The organism is Anaerobiospirillum succiniciproducens DSM 6400 (assembly GCF_000482845.1).
GTDB lineage: Bacteria > Pseudomonadota > Gammaproteobacteria > Enterobacterales > Succinivibrionaceae > Anaerobiospirillum > Anaerobiospirillum succiniciproducens.
Genome location: NZ_AXWV01000150.1, coordinates 1 through 1,325 on the forward strand (window position 1 = coordinate 1; position 1,325 = coordinate 1,325).

Sequence of the window (1,325 nt, forward strand, 5' to 3'; positions counted from 1 at the left end):
GCCCAGGGCCGGGGTCGAACCGGCACGGATGTTTAGTCCGAGGGATTTTAAGTCCCTTGTGTCTACCAATTTCACCACCTGGGCGATCAATTTTTTGTTGCTGTCAGGTCGCTGACAACGGTGCTAATTATATAGAATTTGCAGACTAGTGCAAGATGTTTTTAAAAAATCTGTTGAGGTTTTATTAAAAGTGCTTAAACAAGCCATGCACGCATGCAAGTATTGAGTGTATAAAAGCCATCTTGATGCGCATCCATGGTTCAGGTGGCATCAGATTGATGTGATGTGAGAATCTGATTTGAAGCTGATGAGATAGTTCAGGATTGGCGTTAATGACCGGTATAATTGCCAAACACATAGTTCTAGCCTAGTTTTGGGTTCAGGCTATGTAGACTTGAGAGAGTGGTTTTTTCAGGACTATTCAGAACTCAAAGACTACGTAGTGTTTTCAAACGAGGATGCCTCATACTCTTTTGAGAAGAAAACAGACTCAATTACTCACAAGGAAATGCAGTCTGTAGCAAAGGGGTATGGAAATTCTAATACAATCTCGGCTCGTGATAGTCAGCAAAGCTCTTATGTCCTAAAGCTCTTATGTAGCAAAGCCATACCGTACGGCTACTGAGTGGCATTTAGGCGTGCTTCAAGCAAGACCTCTTATATTAGACTATAGCGATCAAGCGACCGACTTGCATATGCTAGAGAGCATCACACAAGTGAGTTTGCTTAGGCCTTGGGCTCTTTGGATGCTCTGTTCAATAATCTTGATGAGATAGTAGTTCAAAGGCATGATAATGGCGTCTACTAAAAAGCAATCTATGCACATCTAGCCAAGTTGTTAAAGGCAATACATTGTCAGGTGCCTATATCTTTGCAGGAAGTATCAAAGCTCTCAGCTGGTAGTATTGATAGCATGATCAATTACCTCACTGAGGTTGACTGCGATTATGTGGATGATGATATTGATTACAGCAAGATTTTGTAAGCTGATGGCTTAATAAATCAAAGTTTTGCTAGACATGCTTTGTATGAAATTCCATACAAGACCATGGCAACAATAAGACAAAGTACAGCAAAATATGTGTACAAGGCACGGAGAAGAAGCCTGTAGAAAAAGGATTGGTTGCTGTGGTTTTGAGGGGCTTTAACGTGATGCTAATAAGCTTTTGGTGGTATTAGCAAGAAAGTGCTGAACAGCTACTGGGCATAAGGTGAGATTTTGCATTGCCCAGAAACAAAAAAAGATGCTTGCGCATCTTTCTTGTAATTGGTGCCCAGGGCCGGGGTCGAACCGGCACGGATGTTTAGTCCGAGGGATTTTAAGT

General features: G+C 41.9%; 1 protein-coding gene and 1 tRNA gene. One reads left to right on the forward strand and one right to left on the reverse strand.

Annotated features, from left to right (window positions below; translation table 11 throughout):
• Positions 1–84: transfer RNA gene (locus H524_RS0111940), tRNA-Leu, on the reverse strand.
• Between the two features lie 310 nt (positions 85–394).
• On the opposite strand from H524_RS0111940, the gene H524_RS17360 reads away from it, so the two are divergent.
• Positions 395–625 carry a hypothetical protein gene (locus tag H524_RS17360; RefSeq protein WP_156907614.1) on the forward strand — a complete coding sequence of 77 codons (231 nt, stop codon included), beginning with the start codon at positions 395–397 and terminating at the stop codon, positions 623–625.
• The last annotated feature ends 700 nt before the right edge of the window (positions 626–1,325 follow it).